The sequence below is a fragment of the Pseudomonas sp. RGB genome, from assembly GCF_007713445.1.
GTDB lineage: Bacteria > Pseudomonadota > Gammaproteobacteria > Pseudomonadales > Pseudomonadaceae > Aquipseudomonas.
On record NZ_VMSH01000024.1, the window covers coordinates 21,121 to 39,865 of the forward strand.

The 18,745-nt window shown below is 57.2% G+C and carries 15 protein-coding genes and 1 pseudogene; 4 read left to right on the forward strand and 12 right to left on the reverse strand.

Features of this window, described 5'->3' with window-relative positions; translation table 11 throughout:
- Positions 1-29 precede the first annotated feature (29 nt).
- The gene (locus tag FPT15_RS27985) at positions 30-269 is read left to right on the forward strand and encodes a DUF6124 family protein (RefSeq protein ID WP_145166006.1); all 240 of its coding nucleotides are present in this window, start codon (positions 30-32) and stop codon (positions 267-269) included.
- Positions 270-306: 37 nt separating this feature from the next.
- Here the strand turns inward: FPT15_RS27985 and FPT15_RS27990 are convergent, their stop codons facing one another.
- From FPT15_RS27990 to FPT15_RS28025, 8 genes are all read right to left on the reverse strand, one after another.
- Entirely contained in the window at positions 307-606 is a 300-nt protein-coding gene (locus FPT15_RS27990; protein WP_017136894.1) for a hypothetical protein, read from the reverse strand.
- A gap of 75 nt (positions 607-681) precedes the next feature.
- On the reverse strand, positions 682-915 hold the full coding sequence (locus FPT15_RS27995; protein ID WP_145166007.1) for a hypothetical protein: 234 nt from the start codon (positions 913-915) through the stop codon (positions 682-684).
- A gap of 815 nt (positions 916-1,730) precedes the next feature.
- The gene (locus FPT15_RS28000) at positions 1,731-2,099 is read right to left on the reverse strand and encodes a hypothetical protein (RefSeq protein ID WP_119742573.1); all 369 of its coding nucleotides are present in this window, start codon (positions 2,097-2,099) and stop codon (positions 1,731-1,733) included.
- Positions 2,100-2,447: 348 nt separating this feature from the next.
- On the reverse strand, positions 2,448-2,996 hold the full coding sequence (locus tag FPT15_RS28005) for a hypothetical protein (RefSeq protein WP_119742571.1): 549 nt from the start codon (positions 2,994-2,996) through the stop codon (positions 2,448-2,450).
- Positions 2,997-3,019: 23 nt separating this feature from the next.
- Positions 3,020-3,334, reverse strand: coding sequence for a hypothetical protein (locus FPT15_RS28010; RefSeq protein WP_119742569.1), 315 nt, complete (start codon positions 3,332-3,334; stop codon positions 3,020-3,022).
- A gap of 11 nt (positions 3,335-3,345) precedes the next feature.
- Entirely contained in the window at positions 3,346-11,589 is an 8,244-nt protein-coding gene (locus tag FPT15_RS28015) for a hemagglutinin repeat-containing protein (protein WP_145166008.1), read from the reverse strand.
- A gap of 41 nt (positions 11,590-11,630) precedes the next feature.
- Positions 11,631-12,137, reverse strand: coding sequence for a toxin-activating lysine-acyltransferase (locus FPT15_RS28020; RefSeq protein WP_078827813.1), 507 nt, complete (start codon positions 12,135-12,137; stop codon positions 11,631-11,633).
- A gap of 9 nt (positions 12,138-12,146) precedes the next feature.
- On the reverse strand, positions 12,147-13,925 hold the full coding sequence (locus tag FPT15_RS28025) for a ShlB/FhaC/HecB family hemolysin secretion/activation protein (protein WP_242195283.1): 1,779 nt from the start codon (positions 13,923-13,925) through the stop codon (positions 12,147-12,149).
- 251 nt (positions 13,926-14,176) lie between these two features.
- On the opposite strand from FPT15_RS28025, the pseudogene FPT15_RS28030 reads away from it, so the two are divergent.
- Positions 14,177-14,797: pseudogene (locus tag FPT15_RS28030) on the forward strand (tyrosine-type recombinase/integrase).
- A 44-nt stretch (positions 14,798-14,841) separates the two neighbouring features.
- Here FPT15_RS28030 and FPT15_RS28035 read toward each other — a convergent pair.
- Both FPT15_RS28035 and FPT15_RS28045 read right to left on the reverse strand, forming a co-directional pair.
- Entirely contained in the window at positions 14,842-15,294 is a 453-nt protein-coding gene (locus FPT15_RS28035) for a hypothetical protein (protein WP_145166009.1), read from the reverse strand.
- A gap of 952 nt (positions 15,295-16,246) precedes the next feature.
- Positions 16,247-16,651, reverse strand: coding sequence for a hypothetical protein (locus tag FPT15_RS28045; protein WP_145166011.1), 405 nt, complete (start codon positions 16,649-16,651; stop codon positions 16,247-16,249).
- A gap of 369 nt (positions 16,652-17,020) precedes the next feature.
- On the opposite strand from FPT15_RS28045, the gene FPT15_RS29885 reads away from it, so the two are divergent.
- Positions 17,021-17,173 carry a hypothetical protein gene (locus FPT15_RS29885; RefSeq protein ID WP_178119762.1) on the forward strand — a complete coding sequence of 51 codons (153 nt, stop codon included), beginning with the start codon at positions 17,021-17,023 and terminating at the stop codon, positions 17,171-17,173.
- A gap of 34 nt (positions 17,174-17,207) precedes the next feature.
- A complete protein-coding gene (locus FPT15_RS30205; protein WP_145166012.1) occupies positions 17,208-17,426 on the forward strand; it encodes a hypothetical protein in 219 nt (72 codons plus the stop codon).
- A gap of 47 nt (positions 17,427-17,473) precedes the next feature.
- Here FPT15_RS30205 and FPT15_RS28060 read toward each other — a convergent pair whose 3' ends face one another.
- Together FPT15_RS28060 and FPT15_RS28065 are read right to left on the reverse strand one after the other, a co-directional pair.
- Positions 17,474-17,944: a hypothetical protein gene (locus FPT15_RS28060; RefSeq protein WP_145166013.1), complete on the reverse strand. Its 471-nt coding sequence runs from the start codon at positions 17,942-17,944 to the stop codon at positions 17,474-17,476.
- A gap of 174 nt (positions 17,945-18,118) precedes the next feature.
- Positions 18,119-18,574: a hypothetical protein gene (locus FPT15_RS28065; protein ID WP_145166014.1), complete on the reverse strand. Its 456-nt coding sequence runs from the start codon at positions 18,572-18,574 to the stop codon at positions 18,119-18,121.
- Positions 18,575-18,745 lie beyond the last annotated feature (171 nt).

Genomic DNA, 18,745 nt, shown 5'->3' on the forward strand with positions numbered 1-18,745 from the left:
AGGTTGTAGCCCAAGCAAGGAACTTAACAATGGCTAATGTCACAACTGACTCAACCACCCTCTTCACCGTCGTCCCCGACGCCAGCACCGAAACCCTCATCACCAACAGCTACGAAACCTTCACCAGCGTCAGCACCCTGCTGCTCGACCTGTCCGAAGACCTGTGCGGCAAACACCGCGACATCGCCCTGGCCATCCACCAACTGAGCGAACTGGGCGTGCTGCTCACCGCCAAATTGCTCGACCGTGAAGCGCCTTGCCCTGGCTGACCCACAGCCCACGGCAGCGCCGCTGAAGGCGCTGCCTTCAATTAACCCCAGGGAATGAATCAACGTACTGAATGGTGAAGTCTGGAAAGGAGTCAACAATCTGGATCTTGTAGTCGGGGAAACTCTCGACTGTTTTCCACTTGCCGGCCGAATCGGGAAAACTGCTCACCTGCTTTACCTTAAGGTCAGGGAAACTGTTTACCACCTTGACCTTATAGTCCGGGAAGCTACTGACAAACTTGATGTTGCCGTAAATCTTTGACACATCAACAGTCGTATCCGCTTGAGCGCCGAAGGCACACGCCAGCAGCAGTGACGCAAGAGCAACTTTGAACATGACAGCCTCATCCTGAGAAATAAAAAGGCGCCCAGTTTAACGACCTGCACGCACAACGTCCTGCATTGCCTGTTCTTAACCCTTCAACTCACCCGCGCGGTTACTCGCCGCATCGTCGTAAGCCACATACAACGACTCGGCGATCTGGCTTTTGATGGCTTTGGTGGCTTCCAGCCCCAACACAAAGCCTTCGGCTTTGCCGCCAGCGCGGTTGAGTTCTTCGTGGGAGGAAGCACCGGTGATGGCGTCGAGCAGCTTGATGGCGTGAGGGCCTACGCCTTTAGGGAGGGAGATTTGGTCGATGGACATGGCGATACCTTGAGAAAAAATGATCGGGAGCGCATGGACCACTGCCGGGGGATGCCATGGTAGACCGGTTAGCGTGGAAAGGGGCTGCTTTCGGCCAAAAGCAGCCGGTCATCAAGGCCCAAAAGTGTCCCGAGGTGAGTATCTAGTTGCGCCAATCGGCGCCAGTCATTGTGAGCCAGGCTAGAGGTTTCAACCATTTGCTAACTGGAGGTAATCGCAAATAGGTTTTTGCACAAGTAGGCATCCTCTCTTGGAATGAAATCTTCGGGGCTTTCATTGCAGGAAAATGCTTCGAAAACGTGGCTGATGATTTTCTTTGCTTGGTCCGTGGAAAGGATGCGCGTGTCTATCAGGTCAAGAAGAGCATCGGCTATCTCGTTTAAACTAACGCAGTATTCTTCAGCTGCAATCCTGAGAAGCGCTCGCATTTCCCTATATTCATCATCTGAATTTACGTTGTTTTTCAGAAACTCAAGTGGCTCTTCCAGAATTTCAAAGGGTAAATTTTTTGATATCTGTCGCAGTATTCTATAAGGGCCCGCCTAAGCATCACGCCATCAAATTTTTGAGAGCTAGCCCCTTAAAGTGCATTAACTTTCGTATTAGCTATCCAGCTTTTCATCGCGAAACCTACCTTGCTTAGCGCTTAGTTGAGGGACGTCAAAGCGTCCAGTCGGCTTCTTCAGATACTTCAATCCTCACCATGCGTCACCTCACCACAAGAGGCCCCCCGATTCTGTTGGCTCCTTCGAATGCTCGCAATGGGTCGAAAGTGGTCATCGACAGATTTTCGTTGCTCACACTGCACAACGCTTTCACAAGAAATCGCTGACCTGGAACGGTTTATCAGTCGCGAAAATCGATTCATAGACCGCGTCGTCAAGTTCGTCACGGGCAAGGAACACGCTAGCACTATATGCGCGGGCCTTGCAAAACCAAGCAAAAGATCCGTCGTCGTCGCGCTCCAGCAGATAGAAATATTGTTCCTCCATTTGAGCGCATATAGTCTCAAGTCGAGCCCGACCTCCACACGACAACAGTTCAGCGACCTCATTAGAGTCACCCCCTACCTCATCAACCGCCCAGAGAACGATACGAGTAGCCACCCGCGTTTTCTCGGCCGGTTCTAGAGCATCGAAAGTACGGTGTACGTCAGGATAGCTTGACACCAAGCGGTCAGTCATGGGGCTTAAATCCTCAGAGCGGGCTTGCCGATTACACCTGAATTGCCATCTAAAAGGACACCGTAGTACGTCGGCGAAACTTCGTTGAAACCTCTTCAGGTCGGTAGCAGCCCCTCGTGACAGAAATCAACCGGCCAAAAGCGGACGACCAACTCGGTTCTGGTTTCGCCCAGCTTGCCTCCTCCGCAAGTGCAAGCTGGCTCACTTCTCTGCCTCTTGGATACGCCTGGTATGTCAAGTCGGCTAAAGGCCACGCCCCCGATGCGCATTGATTCGGCTCACGCTTAGGTTTGAACTATCCGCAATATCCGGATAGCCACCTCTCGCTGGAATTCTGAATACGCTGAGCTAAAAGGCATCCAGTGCTCTACACAGCCCTGCCTTCTCAACAGGCTCACTTTCAGGTTTTCCAGCTGGGTTTAAGCGCTGCAACGCGACCAGGCACTGGCCACCGTCCAACAGGACCAGCTCATAGTCCTGACCCGCCTTTGGGGTGAAACGAAAGGTTTGCCGGCAACTATAGGAATATCCGGCGGAAACGTGGCCTTCACTCTGGAAGTTCATGGCGAAAGGCTTGCCCGCCGGCACTTTGAGTTCGGTACGCGCCAGATCTTGTCCTTCCACCCGGCGGTTGCTCTCGGGCATGCCCAGGCTGCGACCATTATTCTTGTCCGCAAAGCCGGATTCGGACACGGCCATCACCCCGGCGCCGGGGACACGCCAGTCGATGCAATCGCGGCCCGGCACGCCGCGCGCCATGCCATTGGTGATTACGCGCAAACGCGCGGTATCACCTGAGGCGGGTTCGACATAGGCCGTGGAGTAAGCCCGGATATTGGCAATATTGCCGCAGCCGCTCACGGCAAAAGCCAGACCCGCTATCAGAAACGCTCTCATGGAAAATCCTATTTCTTGTGCCTTCAACGTGCGGACGCACAGGCCTTGAGCTCATGCCGGGTGTCCAGCGCACAGAGATCAAAACCGTCACTGCGGGTGTAGCCTGCACGCTTCATACACTCGAAGCGTTCTGCTTTCTGCTGGAGCGTGGCCTTGGGATCAATGCCGGATCGGTTTTTTGAACCGCACGCCAACATCGAAGCGAACACCTCCTGGCTGTTCGCACCCGGTTTCTTCCATAGCTCCACTTCATCAGTGGGTGGCTGAAACGGCGTGGCAAAACAGGCCGTGACGAGCGGTAGCAGCATGACTGCAAGTGCAACTGGTTTAAGCCACATTCCAGGTTTCCTTATTTTCTAGGGCTGACAGGCACCAGCACCGGCTTCATTTCTTTCATGTCAGGCCAATACCTCGTGCAGGCAGACTCACCACTGCCATAACAACTGTGCATCGTAGTGGCACCGTTGAAGACGTTGATTAGTTCCTTGAGATAGGTACTGCCTTCAGGGATCACCCCGCCGGTGCCCGGGTTGTTGCCCATGAAGAACAACCGGCCAACCGGATCGTAGTTGTGGACCTCATATTTGAGGACCATGTTCGCCCGTTCGACAGGGTCGGTGACGGCGTTGCGGTTTTGCAGATAGGCCAGCTGTTCATCGGCGCGATAGACATTGAACGCTCCGCCAAAGTTATACACCGTGGTCTTGCTGAGCAGACCCGCAGCATCAGGCAAATTAGCAATGGAGTCTCGCGAGTTGCCGCCGGTCATGGTGCCGCGGCTGTGCTCAGTCAAATGCAAACCGGTGGCACCGTACTTGAGCTGGATTTCCCGAGCGGCTTCGGTGTAGTTGGTCAAGCCCCAGAAGTCGTTGTCCATTGCCTTCTGATAGCCGGCAACCAGCAGCTCTGACATTCGGTTACCCGCTGTCGGAAACCATAGGAAATATTGTGGCCCTGTAGCATCTGGGTCGCGATGCTGAGCGGCGTATTTCGCCGCTGCCTGCGCGTCGTTGAAAATCCCGTTGAGGGCCACGTTGACCACGTTGTTAGCGTCGGGTTGCAGGTTATCCCGCTCCTCACCCTCAACCTCCCGGAACTGCGGTTTCGTGTCCGCACCTCTGTCGACATTGCCCTGATCATCCATATCCACGGCATACATCTGGGGCGCCGTCTTGAACATCGTACGGTACGCCTCATCGGTAAACTGCACCCCCTGGCGATAGGCTTCATTCTTGATCGACTGCTCCGCCTCGGCGGTGCGTTGCAGTTTGTCCAGATCCTGGCGCCCGGCGCCAACATGGGAATGGGCGGCATCACGGTTGAGCCCGGCCACTGTTTGGTTGGCATCACGCCCGGTCAGCTGTTGCTGGCGATAGGCATCGGTAATCAGAATATTGCCCGCACTCACCGCGCTCAGGGTATTGCCCTGGGATGAATCCGAGGCTTTTCCCGCATCCAGGTAATTGCTGAACAAAGCCTTACTAGCGCCGTACATGCCCTGGCCGACAAAGTCGCTGCTGAGGGTGAACCCGCTGCTGTCCGCACTCGCCTTGGCGCTGTTGTGCAGGTTGGAGGTGGTCAATGAGCCAGTGCTCAGGCTGTTTTTGCCCTCGGCGATCGCCTTGTCATTGCTGGCAATCACGCCGCCCACCAAGTCGGTATTGCCTTTGACGCGGATATCAAAGCCATCGTCGCCAGCCCGAATGCCGCTCTGCTCGGTGACGCTTTCAAAGTTGGATTTCTGGATGCCTTTGTTCTGACTCAGCGTGAAGCTCGATGAACCGATGCAGAACGGCGGCACGCAGATGCTCACGCCCACGCCGAGGCTGGTTTGCTTGGCCTTGTAGGTACTGGTGTCCTGCAGGCTTTCGACGCTGAAATCACCGCCCACATCGGCAGTGACTTGCTTGCCGGTGACCACCGCTCCCTTGAGCCGGGTATCGCCTGCAGAGTCGAGCGAGACTTTATTACCCGCATCCACGTGGGTGTTGCTCCAGACCACATCATTGCCGTCGGCCTTGCCGCGGTTCTGGGAAGCACCTGCGTTGAAACTGATACCGTTGGTCGAACTGCCGATAGCAATACCGATCCCCAGGCTGGCATTACTGCCCTTCTCGGTACTGCGCTGCTCCACTGTATTTTGCGCGGCGAGCAAGGCGATTGTGCCGTCGGCCTTGAGATTTACATCATGCCTGGCGGTGATCTGGCTGCCTTGCACCGTGAGGTTACTGTTCTTGCCGGCGCCTGCAGCAGTGATGTTGACATCGCCACCGGCCAATACCGACGAGCCGGCCGCCGAGTTGGAGGTCTGCTCGCTTTTACTCTCCTTCTTACTGGTGCCTGCCGAAATGCTGATATTGATGCCCCCGGCCATGGCCGGGTCTTTGTCGTACTGGATATAGCCGTTGCCGGCTCCCATCAGGGTATTGACCAGCGCCAGGGTTTTTAGCCGGCCATCGTCGGTACGGTCGGAAGCGGTTTTCATCCGCTGAGCGGTCTGCACGGCTTCGATCACCGGGTTAGTCACGGTAATCGTGAGGCCGCCTTGCTTGAATTTGGTCTCCTGACTGATGTGTTGCTGGTTGCGAGCCTCAAGGATATTGACGTGCTGCGCCGCAATGTCCACATCGCCCTTGGGCGCCGTCAATTGGCTGCCGACCTGGCGATACGTATTGCCGGCCAAAATGTTCACGCTGCCGTCGGTGGCGCCGATGGTGCTGGCGGCCGCCGTTTCACTGTCGGTGCGGTTTTTGTCACTGCGTTGCTGGCTGCCGATGGTCACCGCGATTGCGCCGCCGCTGAACAACCCGCTTTGCTTGACGTCCTTGAAATGCTGCTCGCTGAGCTGATCGGTGGCGGCCAGTACATTCACATCGTGTCCGGCCAACAAGGTCGTACCGCTGGTAGAGACCACGTTGCTGCCGCGCACATTCACGTCGTTGCCGGCCTTGACCCACGTCGTCTCGCCACTGAGGGTGGTGGCCTGGGCGCGGGTCTCACTGACCGTGTCACGGGTGGTGGTGGTCTTGCTGGAGAACAGGCTATTACTGCCGGTGACTTTGTGGGCTTCATCGACAAAGTTGTAGCTCTGGCTGGTGCCGAGATTGACGTCACGCCCTGTGGCAACGGTGACCCCACCCTGCTCGCTGGTGACTTTCGCGCCACGGGCATTGAGGTCGTTGTCTGCGACCAGGCGGACCTCGCCTTCACCCTGGATCACGCTGCCGGTATCGGTGCGGCTGGCGTCCTTGCGCCAGTTGCTGGAATTCCATTGCACACTCTGCTCGCGGCTCTGGGTCACCGTGCCCAAGTTGATATCGTGGCCGGCAACCACCGTGGTCTTGCCGTCTTTGCCCGAGCTGACGATCTGCGCCGCACTGAGGTTGATGTCGCGCGCGGCATTCGCTACCAGTTCACCCTTGGCATCGGACACAAAAAGTCCGGCAACCCGTGATATCCCGGTCGCGGTGCCCTGGGCACTTTGGGTGTCGCGCGTGCTGGAAACCAGGTTGATGTCGCGACCGGCGACTGCGTTCAGGCGCGTGCCGGCATCGATCAAGCCACCGAGGTTGTTCAAGTCAGTGCGAGCCTTCACTTCTACCTCGGCGCCGGACAGACGCCCGCCCAGGTTCTGGATGCTGTCGGCGGAAATCGCCAGTACGCTGCGCCCGGCAATCGTGCCGCTGTTGACCAGGTCGCCTTGCAGATTGAGGTCCACCACGTTACCCGCCATCAGCGCGCCGGAACCGTCCAGGTCACCGTCGCGCACCCTTACATACACCTGCGGCACCAATGCCTGGGTCACGCTGCCATCGGCGAGGGTCACGTCTTTTTTGACCAACCACACGATGTCACTGGTCAATTGCGCCATTTGTTCAGGACTGAGTGCCACACCGGGCACCAGGCTCCACTTTCCGGCGTAGGTCAGCGCGCTGTCCAGCAGCGCCCGGTACTGGGTCTCGTCGTTGGCGTAGCCATCCAGAAAGCGCCGCCCGGTCAGTTGGGCGATCTGCTCACGGATCAGCTTCTGCTCATAGAAACCATCGCCCAGGCGCGTCAGGGTCAGGCCGGGGTCGAGTTGGAGCCGATCGAGCATGTAATTGGACGACAACCAAGAGCGGTAACTGGTGAAACGCGGGTCGCTTTCCACCAGGTAGTTCGGGTTTGCCTGAGGGTTGAGGTGGAACAGGCTATTGTCCGGCACCTGCACACTGACACCGCCAGTGCGTATCGACTCGCCGACGCCGCCCGCCGCAGTAGCTTGCAAGGCCGGCACCTCCAGGACCGGGGCCGACGCACGGCCATTGCCCACGTTCACGGTGGCAGCGCCGGCACCGACGGCGGCCTGGTCGACGCTGCTGGTCAGGCGTGCACCGACTTGCAGGCCACTGCCGGTTTGGGCGGTATTTTCCAGGTACTGGGTGGGCTGCAGGAAGATATCTGTGACACTGGCTGCCGGGTTGTAGGCGGCTGTGGAGTTGCCCTGGCGGTCGCGCCCTTTGCGATGGATGCGATACAGATGACTGAATGTGCCACTGTCCGTCACCGTCTGCTGCCCGGTGACTTCGGTGTTGTTGAGCTGTCCGATAGTGCCCACCAAGGTGCCGCCGGCGATGATCCGGCTCTTGTCGTTCAACACCGAATTGGCGGTCAGCAGCATTGAGCCGCCGGAAAGGATTTCACCCGGGTCCGAGGTGAGGATCTGCGTCTGGGTGATAGTGCGGGTGTAGTCGTAGCGGTTGTAGTTATCGGCCACGCCCTCGGGGCTGACCAAGTGGCTGACTTCGTCGTTGTAGAGTGAGATCTGGTCAGGGCGATAACGATTGGCAGAGCCAGTGTGCTGGAACTCCTGGACGCCTTCGCGGCTGACCTCAACCACTTGGGTGCTGAAGTGTTCGTTGGTATTGCGCAACTCGGCACTGTTAAGGCTCAGCCCACCGAGGGCTTCGATGCTTGCGCTGGCGTTACGCACCAGCCCGGCCTGGCCGGTGGCCTGGCCCTGGGCATCCAGCGCGCCGCCGATCAACAGATCACCGGCACTGAAAAGCATGGCGTGCTCACGGTTGACCAGCGTCCCGACGCCAATGTCGAGGCGCTCGCGCGCGGCGATCACAGCCGCGCGGGCATCTTCCACATCATTGGTCAGTTGCCCCGCCGCAATGGATAAGTGATCACCATAAATACGGCCGCTGCCCAGGTTGTTGAGCACCTGGGTATTGATCCGGGTGATCTGGGCATCGATCAAGCCACGGTTGTTCAGGGTATCCGCCACATCGAGGGTCACTTGCGCGGCACTGATCTCGCCGTTGGCGCGGTTTTCAACGCTATCGCTCAAGACCCGCAATTGCTTGCCGGCCTGAACGCCCCCCTGGTTATCGAGCATGCCTTGCAGGGTCAGCTCAAGATTACCGTTGGCTTGCAGTTTGCCGGTATTGACCAACCCCGAAGCCAGGTTGAGGCTGATATCGCCCAGGCTCAACACGCGTCCATCGCCGCTGAGGCTCGCGCTGGTCAGGCCGAGCCGTTCTCCGGCGATCACGGTACCGGCACTGTTGAGCAGCGCTTGGTCGGCGCGGATTGACACTTGCTTGCTCGACGAGATCAGGCCCGCGCTGTTATCCAACTGCCCGGCACTGTTGACGGTCAGCAACTGGTCGGCACGCAGGGCACCCGAGCGGTTAAGCAACTGCGCCAGATTCAGGGCCAACGACTGCCCCTCCACACCCTGGTTGCTCCCTTGGGTCTGCTGGTTATCCAACTGTCCTGCATCGACCGTCAAGGTGCCCCCGGCACGCAGCAGACCGCCGACGTTATCGAGGCGACCGCTGCCGATGTCCAGCCGCGCGTTACCCAGGCTCTGCAACTGGCCACCGCGATTGCTCAGGCCATCAGCCGTCAGCAGCAGGCTCTTTTCACTGCTGAGTATACCGGCGTTGAGGTTATCGACCTGCGCGGCATGGATCGCCACGTCGCCTTTGCTGCCGATAAAGCCGGCGCTGTTGTTCAGGTTGCCGGTGCGCAGCGTGATACCGGCCTGCCCGAGGATGCCATTGGCGCTGCCCGAATCAGTGTTGGTCAACGTTTGCCCATGGGTGTCGAGTGTGATCGCACCGCTACCCTGGATAAGCCCGGCCTGGTTCTTCAGCTCACCACTGCGCAGGTCCACGGTGCCGCTGCCGATTATGGCGCCGCGCTGGTTTGACAGGCCTTGCCCGGCACTGTCGAGCAACAAGGCCGCGCCACTGATCAACCCATCGTCGTTATTCAGACCCAGGCTGGTAATCGTCACGCCTTGCTGGGCCTGCACCACACCGCCGCTGTTATCGAACGCGCCCTGGCTCACCGCCAGCACCAGCGGCCCACCGACCGAACCCACGGTGCCCTGGCGGTTACTCAGTGCGTCGGCGCTAACACTGAGTGCGCCGATGGCCGCCAGCGTGCCGTGGTCATTGCTCACCTGCCCGCCGGACAGCGTGAGGCTGTCGCCTGCTGTGATCTTGCCTTGCGCGTTGAGCAACTGCCCGCTACTCAACTGCGCGCCCTTGGCTGCGGCCAGGGTGCCTGCACGGTTGTCCAACAGCGTATGCGCGGTGACCTTGAGGTTGCCGGCCACTGCCGCCTGAACCGTGCCGCCCTGATTGAGCAAGCGATCAGCCGTCAGGCTGATATCACTGTCACTGGCCACCGTGGCGCCCGTGTTGTCCAGCAGGCCCAGGGTGTTGATGCGCATCGTGCCGGCGCCGGTCTGCAGGATGTTCCCCTGCCGATTGGACAGTTGGTTGGCGTCGATTTGAATCTGCCGGGCTACGGTGGTGGCGCCGTCCAGTACCGCGTCGGCAACGGTGACTTGCAGTAGACCATTGCTCTGCAGGCTGCCTTGGGCACCTGTCAGCGCCTGGCCCTGAAGGGTCATGCTGCCCGTGCCGGCATGCTCGATCCTGCCCTTGGCATTGGACAGGCGCGCCGCCGAAAGGCGTACGTCGGTCGCATTGCTGGCGATGCGTCCTTCGGTGTTATCCAGGCGGTCGGACACAGCAATCACCGTGGCGCCCTTGCCGACCTGGACGATTTCACCTTGGCGGTTGGACAGGCTGCCGGCGGCCAATTGCACACCTTCGGTGTTGATTTTGGCACTGTCGGTGGTCAGGGTTTGTCGCACCGCTGTGCTCAACGTCCCTGTCGCGTCCAACGCTGCACCGCTTAAGTCAGCGCCGCCCGTGCGAGCAGTGAGCATGACATTGTGCGCAGCGGTCTTACTCGCATTGAGGTCAAGGTTCTCGGCGCTCAACTGCAGATCCCCGGCAGCAATCGCCGAGCCTTGGTGCTTGAGCGTCTGGCTGGCGCTGACGCGCAGTGCGCCATTGCCACTGACCGCGCCGTCAGCTGCCACACCTGCGCCCAATATCGACTTGCTGGCGTTGTCGATGGTTTGGGCGGTCAGGGTCAAGTCCTGCTGCGCAGCCACCACCCCTTGGTTGTTGATATCGCCACGACTGGACAGCGTCGCGGCGCCCTTGCTGTACAGCGAACCGCTGTTATCGATGCCCAGCTGGCTGTCCACCTGCAGGTTCTGACTGCTGCTGATTTGCCCGCTGTTGCCCAGGCGCCCGTCGGCGCTGATGACCACATCGCCGGCACTCGAACCTATTTGCCCGGCATTGCGCACGCCCAGGCCGGCTTCGGTACCCACCAACTTGATTTTGCCGGCATACATGCCACCCAGCTGCGCCACGTCAATGGCGACCTGGGGCTTATCGCCGGAACCGTTGATGACCGTCGCCTGGGTATTGTCGGCATTGACCTGGTTGGCGCCACTGGTCACCCGCAGGTCTTTGGCCCAGATACCGGCATTGACCTCGACCGAGCGTGCGATGACATCGGTAAAGTCGGTCTGCGATGCGTCCAGGCCCTTGCCGGAGATAACCACCTTGCCGCTTTCAACGCGGTAGCCTTGCAATTGGCCGTCCTGCATCTGCGCACTGCCGCTGGTCAAGGTGGCACGGTTGGCGTTGATAAAACCACAGCCGTCACAGGCGATGCCCGACGGGTTGGCGATCACTACCTGGGCTCGGTCACCGGCGACTTCGATGTAACCACGCAATTGGCTGGGGTTGCTGCTGTTGACCTCGTTAAGGATCACCCGCGCCGTACCGCCGGCCAAATGCGCATTGCCCTCGATCCAGCCACCCAGCTGAGTTTGGGTATTGGTGCGCGCATTGTTGAGGATCGCGCCTTGGGCATTAACGTCGAACTGGCTGTAGGTGTTACGTGACACCCCTGCCGCACTCGGGGCCTGAATGTTGACTTGGGGCACACCGTTTGCGGCGTTGATAATCACCGGTTGCTGGCCGGGCGCAGCGCCACGGTCAGCCACAATATCGCCCCAGGCCAGCGGCGAGGCCAATGTGATCAAGCCCAACGCCGCCATCAATGAGAACCGCAGGGGAAGCAGTGTCAGCACAGTATTCAAGACGACAGGGGCGACACCGATCCCGGTGCCTGAGGCTTTTTTGCTGCCCAGCACGTTTTCGGCCACTACCATCAGCAGGCCACGGGCTTTGTTGAAAACGATCCTGTAGAGGTGTTTGTTCATGACGATCCCTGTGTCTTGAAAGCTCTAAAATGCGACAAGTACTACGATTGGCGGGCAACGGCCGCGATCGGCCACTTCAAGCGCGCCAGAGCAGCACCTTGAAACCGCTTGATCCGTAACCCGCGCTCGTTGCCCCGGTGATACAGAGCGCTGAACCGGCTGTCGGCAAACAAATGGCGCTGCACTAAGCGTGCAAGGCGGGCGCTGTGACCAAAAGGCGTCACCCAGTCCAGGAACCACAGTCGCTCGCCGCTGTTCCAGTCGTGCGCAGGCAGGCTGATGGCAGGATTTTGCACATAGCGCTGCTCGGCCTCGACGCTGAACCAACACCAGGCGGCGTAAAACACCGGGCGCCCCGATTCGTAGCCGATGATGAACTGGCGGTTGGCAATAGCTGGCAACAGCAGCGCGTTCAGGGTGTGCAGCGGCACATCGCGATGGCTCGCCGAGTGCATCCACAGCCATACGGCGGCACCCAGCGCCTGGGCCTCGTTCCATGGCTTTTCGCTGAACGCCGGGGCGATCAGCTCAAGGTTATCGAGTTGCATGGCAAACCCTCACATCGACCACGTCAGGCTGAAACCTGCCGTGGTACTGGCAGTCTCGAAGCCCTTGGGTTTGCTGATCGGTTGACCGACAAACACGTCGTAAGACACTTGCCGGTAGCCACCGCGCAACCCCACCACGTACCCGGCCAGATGATCACCAATGAGGTATTGGCTTGAAGGGCCGCCCACCTTGCCGTAGTCAACACCCAGGTAGGTCTCCTGCCCGGAGTTGCCCAGCGCCAGGCCGAGGTCGTTACGCACCAGCCAACCACGGTCGGCCGACAAAATGTTTTCACCGTCAAACCCGCGCACGCTGTAGCGCCCGCCGATCGAGAAACGATCCTGCGGCACCAACGCCGTGCGGTTCCACTGCGCACGCCAGGCCGCGGTGTAACGCAAGCGCTGCGTGGCAAGGCCAAACGGTACGGAAAATTGCGCGTCGGCGTTGATGATCTGCGAACGCGAGGTCCCTTCGTCAAACGCCTCCTCAGGCGCAGCGATTGCGTTGCGCGCACCTGTGCCCCGGCGATAGCTGGTGCCCAGATCGAGCGTGGCGGTACCGATGAACTCCCGATGACTCAGCCCCAGCGCCCAGCCTGCCATGCGTCGGCGCTGAATTTCGATCTCGGTATCGTCGATATAGTTTTGCGAAGTGCGCGTCCAGCCACTGAGCTTGAGCGTGGTTTTGCGCACGGCATCGCGATACAGCAAGCGAGACGCGCTGATCTCGTTGTTTTTGCTTTCTCCGGTGTACTTGTAAGTCTGGTTGGCCCCAGCGACCGTCTGGTGATAGTCATACTCGCTGGACGTGACGCCAAACAGCCAATAACCGTAGGGGACAGAGTAGTGCAAGGTATGGCCCTTGGAACCACGATTACCCGCGTCCCCCCCGCCCAAGTCGTGGTTGAAGCTGGCGTAGAACAAATCGTTCAGGCTCAGCAGGTTGTCCAACGACACCGAAGCCGAACCCAGGTATTTACCTGTGGCATCGGTTCCCGAATCATCTACCGACACGCTCAAACGCACGGGAAGTGCCTGTTTCCACGCGATAACCAAGTCACTGTCGCCCGGCTTTGCGTCCATCCCCTGGGCCGCGGCGATTTGGATATCCGCCTCAGCCGTGGGCACGCGTTTGAAGTTTTCCAACGCTTGCTCAAGATCACGCAGGTTCAGCAGGTCACCTGTTTTGGCAGGCACCGCGTTCCAGGCATTGGCTCGGGTAGAGGTGCCTTCGGCGAAGCGGATGGAATGAATGCGCCCCGGAATCAGGGTCAGTTGCAGCACACCGCTGTTTAAATCCTGAGGCGGTGCAAGCACGCGTGTCGTGACAAACCCGCGCTCGATGATTGCATTCTGGATTCGCTTCATCGTCAGGTTGATGCCTTGGGCACCTAGACATTGACCGGTGGCCGGGTCATTTTTGGGATCGGCGCTGCGCAGTGCCCATTGAAAATCTTCAGCCAACTCGCCGTTCAAGACGACCTGACGAATCAGGAAACAGGGGGATTCGCGCTTCTCGAGCAAAACCCCGGCGGAGGATGAGGGCTGCGCCTCAAGGCGCACATCCGGCGACGGCTCAAGTTGCTCGCGCAACGCTCGCTCGCGGTCCTGCTGCAATAGCAACTGTTGGGCAGGTGCGGGAGGGTCAGCGGCCTGCACGCCGAGACTGCTGATCAAACCGAACAACAATACTGCCACCGAATGAAGGGACGGTGGCAGTTTTCTAACAGGCAAGTACAACGTACCGAAACGGGCCAGGTACTCCCTAGGCCGGAAACATACTTTCATTTCGCATCCCTGTGAAATCTTCCTGCGGGTGCAGCATGCACCAGAACGGCACGTGATCTGCAAGAATTGCCTCTGACAGGCAACTCCCCTATGAACAACTGTTGCTCATTAAAGTTCAAGGGCGCGTGAGAAATTTCCTACACTTAATTTCCCCCCGGCTTCTTAGACCCCTCCAAGAGACTACCCTTGGCCGGTGAGCGACCGTCGCTCTGATTAGCCATCCTTGTCTTTCCACACGTGGAGGACTTGTTATGAACACCATCGCTACCTGCGGCCGTCAGCCCTGAAACAAAGGAAAACTAGTCGGGCAGAAAGCCCCACTCCGACTGAGAGATATCTGGGCCATCCGAGTAAGGCTTCAAATTGCGGAAAGAACCCGGGATCTGGCTCTCTTCGATCTGGCCATCGACAGTAAGCTTCGAGCCTGCGACTTAACCAAGCTCCGCGTGCGCGATGTCGCCCATGGCGAGCACGTATCATCCCGAGCCATGGTGATGCAGCAAAAAACGCAGCGACCAGTGCAGTTTGAGATCACTGAGCAAACACGGTCAGCTCTCGTGGCCTGGATACATCAGGCACAACTACGCAGCGAGGACTGCCTTTTTCCTAGTCGGCTACATACCTCAGACCATCTATCCACTCGTCAATACGCTCGTATCGTCAAAGGCTGGGTGAAAGCCGTAGGCCTTGATCCAGCCATGTATGGCACTCACACAATGAGACGTACGAAGGCATCACTAATCTATCGCAGAACGAAGAACCTACGGGCGCTTCAGTTGCTGCTCGGCCATACGAAGCTGGAGAGCACTGTTCGATATCTGGGGATTGAGGTCGATGACGCCCTGGAGATGGCGGAACAGACTGAGGTTTGATCATGCATAGCGACGGTCGAAGTCAGACCGTCGCTAACCGCTAGTTAGGAGCCATTTGGTGTGGCGTGTAAGAATTTACCGCCTTTAGCTTCAACTGCCGAGCGAACTGCCGCGGCATCTGATGTCGAGCCGATAAATGCAAGTTGCAACTTAGGGAGCATGCTTGATGTGTTACTTAAGGCTGTAATAGCTGAGTTGGCTGCAAAAGAACTATTGGTTCCTGAGATGGCGACACGAACATCAGCTTTGCTTGCAGGGGCAATTATTTGGTGGATGCTTGAAACAATTGGAGATTCTAAACCTGCACTTCCGATAAGCGCGGATGCCATAGCTCCGGAAATGCCGTTATTCGCTGCGGGAACCCAAACTAAATTAAATTTTTGTTGCTCAAATAAAATTGCCGCAGATTGTGCGGCTTGCTGTGGCGATTGGCTCCCAGTTGTAGCGCATCCTACTAATGCAAATAACAAAATTGTGAATGTCGCGAAAAGTTTCATAACTGCTCCTGGATATTTATTAGGCGAAGGTTCTTTCGAGATTCACTGAGTGTATGTTGTATAACTTTCCATCGCCATACATAACCTCTTGATCATCATAAAAGGTGATTTTGTAAGCGCGACAGTGATGGGTACATCATTGCTGATGCATTAGCGGACTGCCCACCGTCTGCTTTGGACCCAGCCCACACGTCGCGCCAAGCCTTAGCTGTCGTCTTACTCCTGAGCTATGCGACGACTCATTCAGGCCTGATAGCAAAGGCATTTCGATGTCGCGTTAGTGCGGATTCGCTGGTCCGTTTGCTTTCCGTCGTGAGAGGCAGGAATCGGCCAATAGCGGACAGTGATAGAAAAATAAATCTGTCCCCTTTTCGCCGTCCCCTTTTCGCCGAATAAAGGCTAAGCAACCTGATCACCTATCACTATGATGGATGCTCCGAAGATTACGTGAGATAGCCGGGTAACCTCAGCCAATGCCCGTAATGGGGCAGGCAAATCGAATAGTTTCAGTGGATTCTGGGGACGGTATTGCAGCTCATACCCCCTCAACGCCTGGCGTGAATCGCGATGAACGTCCGACCAGTCGTAAGCAAAGAACCCACGTTTAGCAAATTCAACGAATGCGTTTGCACCAGCCCGGGCAGTGGCCCGATCTACATCGGACACTTTCGGCAAGGAAAGGACAAATTCTTCGGAGTTTTCGACGGAGGGTATCGCGGAATCAGGAACTGGTCCGGGGCCACCTGTAGTGAAGAGCGCAACCTGTCCGAGGGCGTCGGTAGCGACCCATCCAACGTCAAAGTCCTGAAGAACGAAGGGAGCCATCATTTGCACCTACTTTTGGAGAGGGGACGAGTTGATTTTCCAACTCTGCTTACCAGCCCAGAGAGTGTAAAAGTACGTAGACAAACTCTCAAAGCGGGAAAAGAATCGAAGGATTTATTTTTCCAGCTTAAAGATCTGCTTCTGGCCGATATCCGCTACCACCCTGAAACTCACGCACTATCTGCACAACCAGCGGCTTCACATATTTCTCAATGGTATCAATCTCCGGCGGATCATCATGGCGCCCCCACTCCCCCTGATCAAAGGCCTGATAAAGCGAGAAAGCAGGCTGCGGCATGTCATTGGTCATGCCCACATCAACGATGGCAGCGATGAGCCCGTTCATAACGCCATCGCAGAACTCGTAAGTCAAAGCCCCTGCCAAGTAGCCTTCAGCAACCGCTATGGATAGCTCGTTCAGCAGATTGCGGGGGGCCACGCCGAATTCCTCGCAGGTGGCAGCAAGATCATTCAATGTTAAACCGTAGGCTTCGGCTTCAACCAAAAGCTTATTGCGTTGGTTCTTTGGCAACCTCCCGTCCACGGTTCCCTTCCACGTTGCGGATGTCGTACCCGTGTCACTCATAATACTTCCCAGCCAGCAAAATGGCCGCACAGCGATGCCAAACATTGGGTATCGACCTATCCTCTTGGGCAAGTCGTGAACTGGCGTCTGCCCACGAAGCTGCCGCATCGAAAAACGCGTCAACGGACACATTTTCCCAGCCTAGAGCACTTGGCCCATAGGCCGATGAAGGCGATGTCTTTTCAATTAAACGCCCGCTGGCGAAATCTACACCGAGGGCTTCGATAAATCGTATGAACGACGGTTCATCTCTGACGTGCGCCAACAACTCATGAAGATCTACAGGGCTATGCATAGGTTTCCTGGAAGCACTTAATGATTGATCACATGCTGCTGCACTGCATCGTGAACGGTCAACTCGGCTATCCAGGCTTTCAGGCCGAGGATGTGATGCGGAGTGACCGCTTCTGGCCGATAACTGACTTTCTGATTGGAAAGGCCGAGCTGGAAGGGCTGATAGGCAACTAGTACGCTTGAGTCCCTCTAATGATAGGAACCTGACATGGGACATGATCCCTCGTTGCAGATCGAACGCGCCGCTTATGAGGAGTTCGTCTGGCTTTGGAGTCAAGGAAGCTTCGAGCATCAGCGACTGGGCCAAGCGTTTTACAACCACTTTAATCTACACAAACTCACCGATCAGGCCGGATTACACGGTCTATATGAGGCCGACGGTGATAAAGCCTCACGCTTGATCTTGAGGCTTTTCCACCTTCACTGAGTGGCAGCTATCGACCCATAGCCGTCATTCACACGTGACTATTGGGATCATGCGCCCACGCCATTTATCAGTTCGCGCCAGACATCCCTTGCCTTCTGCTCCGAGGTAAAGAGTTGTACTTTTGGATGCCAGAACTGCCCCTCAATTACAATGCATTCCAGGGTAGAGTCCTGAAACGTAAAGACGTAATGGATGGCATCTTTTAGAAACCGCTGTTTATCGTGTCGTGGATGAATGGCGTTTCTCTGCTCAAGCTCTGCTAGCCAAGGCGAATTATCTATTCGATGAATTTGATAATGCTTGAGGCCAAGTCCAACAAGCGGATGGCCGCCCAAAGCCTCATCGTTTGGTGAGCCGAACTGAACTTTTTTTACTGGGGGGAAATGGATTACAGCTATTTCTTCCTCAGCGGTGCAATACCGCAAACATAGCTGCGTGTCCGTGGCGAAAATGACGGGTTCGGGCGACGTACTTGGCTGTGGCCAGGAGTCGAGCAGCACTACGGTCGCGAATGACATAGGGAAGCCTAGTAAGAAATAGGGGCAAAACAGAGTGCGAGAGCGACGCGTTGTCGTCAAACGTTTCTGATCGCGACAGGCTGCTTCGGCCGAATTCAGCCTGTCGCGACGGGCTGAAGTCGACCCGAAGCGGACACACTCGACCAAGGGGGGCAGTCCCCTGACGCCGTCAAATCAAATCTCAGACGCGTTTTTTACAACGCGCACATAGGGTGCTGAGCTGAATATAAATGGGCCAACGTCAGGGATTACGCGAGGTTCTTCATATCCATTTTCGTAAGCAAATTCCTCCCATATGATCTCGCCTCTGAAGCTGCGAATTTGCACGGAGTAGGCTCCGCACCCTATGTCTCCGCACTCAGGGCAGATATAAATTACCACCCGACAGGGCTCTGCCTCTGGCCGGTTGCATCGAATCAGGCTGACGGCAAATCGGAGATTCTGCTCTGAATAACCCGACACGAAACCACTCATGTAGTCAGAGTGCCCACCGTCAGCCGTCACCAGAATTTCCAGTAAGGAACGCTCGTCGATTCGGAAATCAGCAAAGCTACGCTCAACGCTGGTACAGCCGTTCGATGAGCTTCCAGGGCGAACCGCATCCTGAAAAGACATGGTGTTGTGCGGCATACCTTGCTCCTTGTTTCAAGATAATCACGATTAAACGCATTGGAATTGAGTTGGGCAAGACCAAAGGGAGTTCGCGAATGTCCGCTTGTGGCCGAAATCAGCCCTCCCGACAACCCGCTACCAAACAAACATAGATACATCTGTTATTTCCCCAACCCTCCCCACCAACAC

Bases quoted from the DNA above. Each gene is read 5' to 3' on its own strand.
- FPT15_RS28060 (WP_145166013.1), bottom strand. From the start codon at position 17,944: ATGTCATTCGCGACCGTAGTGCTGCTCGACTCCTGGCCACAGCCAAGT.
- FPT15_RS28065 (WP_145166014.1), bottom strand. From the start codon at position 18,574: ATGCCGCACAACACCATGTCTTTTCAGGATGCGGTTCGCCCTGGAAGC.
- FPT15_RS27985 (WP_145166006.1), top strand. From the start codon at position 30: ATGGCTAATGTCACAACTGACTCAACCACCCTCTTCACCGTCGTCCCC.
- FPT15_RS27995 (WP_145166007.1), bottom strand. From the start codon at position 915: ATGTCCATCGACCAAATCTCCCTCCCTAAAGGCGTAGGCCCTCACGCC.
- FPT15_RS28000 (WP_119742573.1), bottom strand. From the start codon at position 2,099: ATGACTGACCGCTTGGTGTCAAGCTATCCTGACGTACACCGTACTTTC.
- FPT15_RS29885 (WP_178119762.1), top strand. From the start codon at position 17,021: ATGATTGATCACATGCTGCTGCACTGCATCGTGAACGGTCAACTCGGC.
- FPT15_RS27990 (WP_017136894.1), bottom strand. From the start codon at position 606: ATGTTCAAAGTTGCTCTTGCGTCACTGCTGCTGGCGTGTGCCTTCGGC.
- FPT15_RS28010 (WP_119742569.1), bottom strand. From the start codon at position 3,334: ATGTGGCTTAAACCAGTTGCACTTGCAGTCATGCTGCTACCGCTCGTC.
- FPT15_RS28005 (WP_119742571.1), bottom strand. From the start codon at position 2,996: ATGAGAGCGTTTCTGATAGCGGGTCTGGCTTTTGCCGTGAGCGGCTGC.
- FPT15_RS28015 (WP_145166008.1), bottom strand. From the start codon at position 11,589: ATGAACAAACACCTCTACAGGATCGTTTTCAACAAAGCCCGTGGCCTG.
- FPT15_RS28035 (WP_145166009.1), bottom strand. From the start codon at position 15,294: ATGAAACTTTTCGCGACATTCACAATTTTGTTATTTGCATTAGTAGGA.
- FPT15_RS30205 (WP_145166012.1), top strand. From the start codon at position 17,208: ATGGGACATGATCCCTCGTTGCAGATCGAACGCGCCGCTTATGAGGAG.
- FPT15_RS28020 (WP_078827813.1), bottom strand. From the start codon at position 12,137: ATGCAACTCGATAACCTTGAGCTGATCGCCCCGGCGTTCAGCGAAAAG.
- FPT15_RS28025 (WP_242195283.1), bottom strand. From the start codon at position 13,925: ATGAAAGTATGTTTCCGGCCTAGGGAGTACCTGGCCCGTTTCGGTACG.